The organism is Pseudomonas sp. DCB_AW (assembly GCF_026240895.1).
GTDB classification, from domain to species: Bacteria; Pseudomonadota; Gammaproteobacteria; order Pseudomonadales; family Pseudomonadaceae; genus Aquipseudomonas; species Aquipseudomonas kermanshahensis.
Genome location: NZ_JAPFCE010000029.1, coordinates 55,600 through 62,397, shown reverse-complemented (window position 1 = coordinate 62,397; position 6,798 = coordinate 55,600). Strand labels below are relative to the sequence as shown.

The following is a 6,798-nucleotide window of genomic DNA, read 5'->3' as shown; positions in this document are numbered from 1 at the left end:
GGCAAACAACCAGCGCATGAAGCAGCACCTGCAGGCTTAAGTAGTGGGCGAGACGTTCATCGGCGGCAGGTACTCATGGCCTATGGGGTAGTGCTGCCCGATGCGGTCGCGATAGTAGCATTCTAGTGTGCGTGTGACGGTGCGGAAAGCCAGCTCGTCCCACGGTATCTCATGTTGTTCGAACAATCGCACCTCCAGGCTCTCGATGCCCACATCAAAGCTTTGGTCGGCCAGTTCCGCGCGGAAGAACACGTGTACCTGGTTGATGTGCGGCAGGTCGAACAACTGGTACAGGGCCATGGGCCCTACCTGGGCGCAGGCCTCCTCGACGGTTTCGCGACGGGCGGCCTGGTCGAGGGTTTCGCCGTTTTCCATGAACCCGGCGGGCAGGGTCCAGTAGCCGCGGCGTGGCTCGATGGCGCGCCGGCACAGCAGCACCTGGCTACCCCAGGTGGGCAGCACACCCGCGACGATGTTGGGGTTCTGGTAGTGAACGGTCTGGCAATACTCGCAGACATACCGCAGGCGGCTGTCGCCCTCGGGGATCCGCTGAACGACCGGTTGGCCGCATGCGCTGCAGAATTTCATGCTGTTCTTCCCTTTTGACTGGGCTATCTTGGCGCGCCGACGGGGCCGCCGCAAGCGCACGGGGCTTGGGTGCTTCGCGGCTTTGGTGCATCATGCAAGACAGGCCTTGGATACGAGAGTGCGCAATGCTGGACGAGCTTCTTCGCCGAATGAGCAACCATGAACCTGCATCACTGGAAACTGACCGACGGTTTCCCGAAGCGGCGGTACTCTTGCCCATTACCCGCAGCGAAGCGCCCGAACTGGTTTTGACCCTGCGCGCCAAGGGGCTGTCGACCCATGGTGGCGAAGTCGCCTTCCCCGGTGGCCGCCGCGACCCCGAAGACCCGGACCTGGTGTTTACCGCCTTGCGCGAGGCCGAAGAAGAAATCGGCCTGCCCCCTGGGCTGGTGGAAGTGATCGGCCCGCTGAGCCCACTGATTTCGCTGCATGGCCTGAAAGTGACGCCATTCGTCGGGCTTATCCCCGATTACGTCGAATACCGCGCCAATGATGCGGAGATCGCGGCAGTATTCACCGTGCCGCTGGAATTCTTCCGCCAGGACCCGCGGGACCACACTCACCGTATCGATTACCAAGGCCGCAGTTGGTATGTGCCCAGCTACCGTTACGGCGAATACAAGATCTGGGGGTTGTCGGCGATCATGATCGTCGAGCTGGTCAACCTGCTGTATGACGCGGGTATCAGCTTGCATCAACCCCCGGAACGTTACATCGAGATCTGAGCGGGGCCCACCCTGCCGTTTGCCGCAAACCGCCGCCGTTTATCCTGAGGAGCGAGCATGAAATATCGCCTGGGCGACCTGCGGGTCGACAGCCATCCGACCAGTTGGATCGCGCCCAACGCCACCGTGATCGGCAACGTGCGCCTGCAGGCCCGTGCCAGTGTTTGGTTTGGCGCTGTATTGCGGGGTGACAATGAGCTGATCGATATCGGCGAAGACAGCAATGTCCAGGACGGCACGGTGATGCACACCGACATGGGTTCGCCCCTGACCCTGGGCAAGGGGGTGACGGTCGGCCATAACGCCATGCTGCATGGGTGCACGGTTGGCGATTACAGCCTGATCGGCATCAACGCGGTGATCCTCAATGGGGCGCGGATTGGCAAGCACTGCATCATCGGCGCCAATGCGCTTATCCCCGAGGGCAAGGAAATCCCCGACGGGTCGCTGGTAATGGGCTCGCCGGGCAAGGTGGTGCGCGAGCTCAGCGAGCAGCAGATGCGCTTGATCGAGGCCGGCGCCGCGCACTATGTGCACAATGCCCAGCGCTATGCGCGTGACTTGGTGGTGGATGATGAGTGAAGCGGTCAAGGCAGAGCGCCCGGTGGCGTCGCCGTGCGTGAGCATCTGCGCGCTGGACGAGCAGGACATCTGCACGGGGTGCCAACGTACGGTGGCCGAGATCGGGCGCTGGGGGCGCATGGATAACACTGAGCGCCGCGCCGTATTGAAGCTTTGCCATGAGCGGGCAGTGGCTGCCGGGTTGATTTTGTAGGAGCGGCTGCCGCTGACCCCAAAATCAAGTAACCTGTGCGGCTTGTCTGACGGTTACTGCTCATGTTCTATCTCATTGCCTATATCAGCAGCGTAGTGCTGATCAACTACGCCTTTTCCAGTGCCCCGCACCTGGACATCATCTGGTCTGCCTGGGGCGGCCTGGTGTTCATCCTGCGCGACATGGTCCAGACCCGTTTCGGGCATGGCGCCTTGGTCGCCATGTTGGTGGCCCTGGTTCTGTCGTATGTCACCTCGGAACCGGCCATCGCGCTGGCCAGCGCCACCGCCTTCTTCATCTCAGAGCTGATCGACTGGCTGGTATTCAGCATCACCCGTCGGCCGCTGCGTGACCGCCTGTGGCTGAGCTCGGCGCTGAGCATCCCGGTCGATACCTTCATTTTCTTCGGCATGATCGGCGCCCTGACGCCGGCCGTGATCGGCACGGCAATGGCCTCGAAGTTCGCCGGTGTCACTGCCGTGTGGCTGGCCATGGCATTTCGCGCCCGGCGGGCTGCCGCGGTCGGTTGATGGTGTAGAATACGGGTCCTTTTTCAGCGGGCGGCGCTCAGCCTGGCGCAGCCCCGGACGCCTTCGAGGACCTGAAATGACCCGTATCGGAACCCCATTGTCGCCCACCGCGACCCGAGTACTGCTCTGCGGCTGCGGTGAGCTGGGCAAGGAAGTGGTGATCGAGCTGCAGCGCCTGGGCGTCGAAGTGATTGCCGTAGACCGCTACGCCAATGCACCGGCCATGCAGGTGGCGCACCGCAGCCATGTGGTCAACATGCTCGATGGCGTCGCCCTGCGCGCAGTGATCGAAGCCGAGAAGCCGCATTACATCGTCCCCGAAATCGAAGCCATTGCCACCGCGACCCTGGTCGAGCTGGAAAACGAAGGCTTCACCGTGGTGCCCACCGCCCGCGCCACTCAGCTGACCATGAACCGCGAAGGGATCCGTCGCCTGGCCGCCGAAGAGCTGGACCTGCCGACCTCGCCGTACCACTTCGCCGACACCTACGAAGACTATGCCAAGGCCGTGGCCGATGTCGGCTACCCGTGCGTGGTCAAGCCGGTGATGAGCTCGTCGGGCAAAGGCCAGAGCCTGCTGCGCAGCGATGCCGACCTGCAGAAATCCTGGGACTACGCCCAGGACGGCGGCCGCGCCGGCAAGGGCCGGGTGATCATTGAAGGCTTCATCGATTTCGATTACGAGATCACCCTGCTGACCGTGCGCCACGTCGGCGGCACCACGTTCCTGGAGCCTGTCGGCCACCGTCAGGAGAAAGGCGATTATCAGGAGTCGTGGCAGCCCCAGGCCATGAGCCCGAAAGCCCTGGCAGAATCGCAGCGTGTGGCTCAGGCAGTCACCGATGCCTTGGGCGGTCGTGGCCTGTTCGGCGTAGAGTTGTTCGTCAAAGGCGACCAGGTGTGGTTCAGCGAAGTGTCGCCGCGCCCGCACGACACGGGCCTGGTGACGTTGATCTCCCAAGACCTGTCGCAGTTCGCCCTGCATGCACGCGCCATTCTGGGCCTGCCGATTCCGGTGGTGCGTCAGTTTGGTCCATCGGCGTCGGCGGTGATCTTGCCAGAAGGCCAATCGCAACAGACCAGCTTCGCCAACCTTGGCGCTGCGCTGAGCGAGCCGGACACGGCCATTCGCCTGTTCGGCAAGCCGGAAATCAACGGTACCCGCCGCATGGGCGTATGCCTGGCGCGTGATGAGTCGATCGAAGCGGCGCGAGCCAAGGCGACTCGCGCTTCGCAGGCAGTCAAGGTCGAGTTCTGATTCAGCAGGGGCCGCGCCGCGGCCCATTCGCGGGGCTAGCCCGCTCCCACAGGATTATCGTTGGCCTCAGGCACTGCGATATTTCTGTGGGAGCGGGCTTGCCCCGCGAATGGGCTGCAAAGCAGCCCCGATCACTCACAGTTCGGTATGACGGGTCTCTTTCAGGCACAGCACTGCAATCAAGCTGATCACCGCCGCCACCGACACATACCCGCCCACCCAGCTCAACCCGCCCATGCTCACCAGTTTCTGAGCAAAGAACGGCGCCGCCGAAGCCCCCACGATGCCACCCAGGTTGTACGCCGCCGACGCGCCGGTGTAGCGCACATGGGTAGGGAACAGCTCGGGCAGCAACGCCCCCATCGGCGCAAAGGTCACGCCCATCAGGAACAGCTCGATGGCCAGGAACAGCGCCACGCCCGTGGTCGACCCCGAGGTCAGCAGCGGCTCCATGGTAAAGCCCGATGCCACGGCCAGCAGGCCGCCGACGATCAGCACCGGTTTGCGCCCGTAGCGGTCGCTGAGCCAAGCCGACAGGGGCGTGGCCAGCGCCATGAACACCACCGCGAAGCACAGCAGGCCGAGGAACGTCTCACGGCTGTAGCCCAGGGTAGTCACGCCGTAGCTGAGCGAGAACACCGTCGAGATATAGAACAGCGCATAGCACACCACCATCGCCGCAGCGCCCAGTAGGGTCGGTACCCAGTATTTGGAGAACAGGTCGACCACTGGCATCTTCACGCGCTCATGGCGGGCAATGGCCTTGGCAAACACCGGGCTCTCTTCGAGCTTGAGGCGCACATAAAGGCCGACCAGTACCAGTGCGGCGCTGAGCAGGAACGGAATGCGCCAGCCCCATTCACGGAACTGCTCGTCGCTGAGCACCAGGGCCAGGGTCAGGAACAGGCCGTTGGCAGCCAGGAAGCCGATCGAAGGCCCCAATTGCGGGAACATGCCGAACCAGGCGCGCTTGCCCGGTGGCGCGTTCTCGGTGGCCAGCAGCGCCGCGCCGCCCCATTCGCCACCCAGGCCCAGGCCTTGGCCGAAGCGCAGCAGGCAAAGAATGATCGGCGCCCAGACGCCAATGCTGTCGTAGCCTGGCAGCACGCCGATGGCGGTGGTGGAAACGCCCATCAGCAGCAGCGATGCCACCAGGGTCGATTTGCGGCCGATACGGTCGCCAAAATGCCCGAACAGCGCCGAGCCCAGCGGGCGAGCGAGGAAGGCGATGCCGAAGGTGAGGAAGGCCGCGAGCATCTGCGCGGTGCCCGACCCGGACGGGAAGAACACCGGGCCGATCACTAGCGCAGCGGCCGTGGCGTATACATAGAAGTCGTAGAACTCGATGGCCGTGCCGATGAAGCTGGCAGTGGCCACCCGTGCGGGGGAGTTGACCGGCGCGGCAGGCGCTTCGGCATAGGTGCTGCTCGTGGTCATTAAGTAGGTCCCTAACAGTCTGGTCGTGCTCCAAGGGCTTGATCCGCCAGGGCGCGTACCTTCTAAGGGCAGGCACACCTACGCGGACGCCGGAGCGTATTGTTCTTTTGCTCGCCCGACTGACGATAGCCCAAGGGGGATAGGGGCGGGAGCGGGCACTGTTCGGGGTGTTGAAGCAGGACCGCGGGGCGTGTCAGTGGAGCGGACTGGCCGTGTGGCGCCGGGTGCGGGTAGCAGGCGGGACGGCGGGGCTGGGTAAGCGTGACCCGAGTATAGCTATCGGGTCACGGTCCACACCAGTACCTTGCTGGCGCAATTGTCCTCTGTTTCGAGGATTTCCAGGCGATATCGGCCGATCTTCAGGCAAACGGCGCTTTCCGGGATGCTTTCCAGTGCCTCGGTGACCAGGCCGTTGAGGGTCTTTGGCCCGCCATCGCAGGGCAGGTGCCAGCCCAGGGTGCGGTTGATCTCGCGCAGCGAGGCGGTGCCTTCGATGACGAAGGTGCCATCGGGCTGGGGGTGGACGTGCGGGTTGTCCAGCCCCTGTTCGTCTTCGAACTCGCCGACGATCTCTTCGAGGATGTCTTCCAAGGTGACGATGCCCAGCACCTCGCCGTATTCGTCCACCACCACACCCAGGCGGCGTTGCTGTTTATGGAAGTTCAGCAACTGCAGCTGCAGGGGCGTGCTTTCGGGTACGAAATAGGGCTCGTAACAGGCGCCGTGGAGTTTCTCCAGGGTCAGCTCCGCCTTGGGCAGCAGGTGGCTGATCAGCTTGGTGTTGAGGATCGCCTCAACCTGGTTGATGTCGTTGTGATAGACCGGCAAGCGGGTGTGACGGCTGACGATCAGCTGCTCGATGATGCGTTCGATCGGGTCGTCCAGGTTGATGCCATCGACTTCGTTGCGCGGCACCAGGATGTCGTTGACGGTGACTTTGTCCAGCGATTGCAAACCGTCGAGCAGGCCATGGCGTGCAGGCTCGTGCTCCTCGTCTTCGTCGAAGTCGTCGTCTTGCTCCGGGTGCAAGGCGACCGCCGTAGGCTGCACACGGAATGGGCGCAGCAGCAGCTTGGCGCAGCCATCGAGCAGGCAGGCCAAGGGTTGCAGAAGCGCCAGGGGTACTTTCAGCAGGCTTGCACCCAGGCTTGCAAACGCCTGCGGGTTACGCCGCGCCAGGCGCCGCGGCAGGAATTCGGCAAACACCAGCAAGGCCAGCGTCGCGCCCAGGCCGGCCAGCCAGAAGCCGTGTTCGCCGCTGTAGCGCTGGCCAATCAGGCACGCCAGGCCCAGCACCAGCAACTTGCCGAGGCTGGCGCACAGCACCAGCGCCTGGGCGGGCAGGGGGGCTTGACCATCGTCGCCATTGCGCAGCGAACCATTGAGCTGCAGGCGGGCGGCATCCACGGCGCTGAAAAGCGCCGACCAGAGCAGCGCCAGTGCCAGAGTGCCGAGGAGCGGTGCGTACGGCAGGGTGTCCATGGG

Annotated in this window: 8 protein-coding genes; 5 read left to right on the top strand and 3 right to left on the bottom strand. The window is 63.8% G+C overall.

Translation table 11 applies throughout. The annotated features are described in order from the left end of the window. Positions 1 to 36 precede the first annotated feature (36 nt). Positions 37 to 588, bottom strand: a complete 552-nt coding sequence (locus OO306_RS16880; RefSeq protein WP_099428456.1) for an NUDIX hydrolase — start codon at positions 586 to 588, stop codon at positions 37 to 39. A gap of 125 nt (positions 589 to 713) precedes the next feature. On the opposite strand from OO306_RS16880, the gene OO306_RS16875 reads away from it, so the two are divergent. From OO306_RS16875 to purT, 5 genes are all read left to right on the top strand, one after another. Beyond that, entirely contained in the window at positions 714 to 1,313 is a 600-nt protein-coding gene (locus OO306_RS16875; protein WP_027595712.1) for a CoA pyrophosphatase, read from the top strand. A gap of 57 nt (positions 1,314 to 1,370) precedes the next feature. Then, a complete protein-coding gene (locus OO306_RS16870; protein WP_085272711.1) occupies positions 1,371 to 1,895 on the top strand; it encodes a gamma carbonic anhydrase family protein in 525 nt (174 codons plus the stop codon). Further along, positions 1,885 to 2,088, top strand: coding sequence for a DUF1289 domain-containing protein (locus tag OO306_RS16865; protein ID WP_027595714.1), 204 nt, complete (start codon positions 1,885 to 1,887; stop codon positions 2,086 to 2,088). Before OO306_RS16870 ends, OO306_RS16865 begins: the two co-directional genes overlap by 11 nt. Before the next feature lie 62 nt (positions 2,089 to 2,150). Further along, a complete protein-coding gene (locus OO306_RS16860) occupies positions 2,151 to 2,618 on the top strand; it encodes a VUT family protein (protein ID WP_027595715.1) in 468 nt (155 codons plus the stop codon). 76 nt (positions 2,619 to 2,694) lie between these two features. Continuing rightward, positions 2,695 to 3,876, top strand: a complete 1,182-nt coding sequence (gene purT / locus OO306_RS16855) for a formate-dependent phosphoribosylglycinamide formyltransferase (RefSeq protein ID WP_265969405.1) — start codon at positions 2,695 to 2,697, stop codon at positions 3,874 to 3,876. Between the two features lie 135 nt (positions 3,877 to 4,011). Here the strand turns inward: purT and OO306_RS16850 are convergent, their stop codons facing one another. Both OO306_RS16850 and OO306_RS16845 read right to left on the bottom strand, forming a co-directional pair. Further along, positions 4,012 to 5,313: an MFS transporter gene (locus OO306_RS16850; protein ID WP_265969404.1), complete on the bottom strand. Its 1,302-nt coding sequence runs from the start codon at positions 5,311 to 5,313 to the stop codon at positions 4,012 to 4,014. A gap of 276 nt (positions 5,314 to 5,589) precedes the next feature. Beyond that, positions 5,590 to 6,795, bottom strand: coding sequence for a transporter associated domain-containing protein (locus tag OO306_RS16845; RefSeq protein ID WP_027595718.1), 1,206 nt, complete (start codon positions 6,793 to 6,795; stop codon positions 5,590 to 5,592). Positions 6,796 to 6,798 lie beyond the last annotated feature (3 nt).

Bases quoted from the DNA above. Each gene is read 5' to 3' on its own strand.
- OO306_RS16880 (WP_099428456.1), bottom strand. From the start codon at position 588: ATGAAATTCTGCAGCGCATGCGGCCAACCGGTCGTTCAGCGGATCCCC.
- OO306_RS16875 (WP_027595712.1), top strand. From the start codon at position 714: ATGCTGGACGAGCTTCTTCGCCGAATGAGCAACCATGAACCTGCATCA.
- OO306_RS16870 (WP_085272711.1), top strand. From the start codon at position 1,371: ATGAAATATCGCCTGGGCGACCTGCGGGTCGACAGCCATCCGACCAGT.
- OO306_RS16865 (WP_027595714.1), top strand. From the start codon at position 1,885: ATGATGAGTGAAGCGGTCAAGGCAGAGCGCCCGGTGGCGTCGCCGTGC.
- OO306_RS16860 (WP_027595715.1), top strand. From the start codon at position 2,151: ATGTTCTATCTCATTGCCTATATCAGCAGCGTAGTGCTGATCAACTAC.
- purT (WP_265969405.1), top strand. From the start codon at position 2,695: ATGACCCGTATCGGAACCCCATTGTCGCCCACCGCGACCCGAGTACTG.
- OO306_RS16850 (WP_265969404.1), bottom strand. From the start codon at position 5,313: ATGACCACGAGCAGCACCTATGCCGAAGCGCCTGCCGCGCCGGTCAAC.
- OO306_RS16845 (WP_027595718.1), bottom strand. From the start codon at position 6,795: ATGGACACCCTGCCGTACGCACCGCTCCTCGGCACTCTGGCACTGGCG.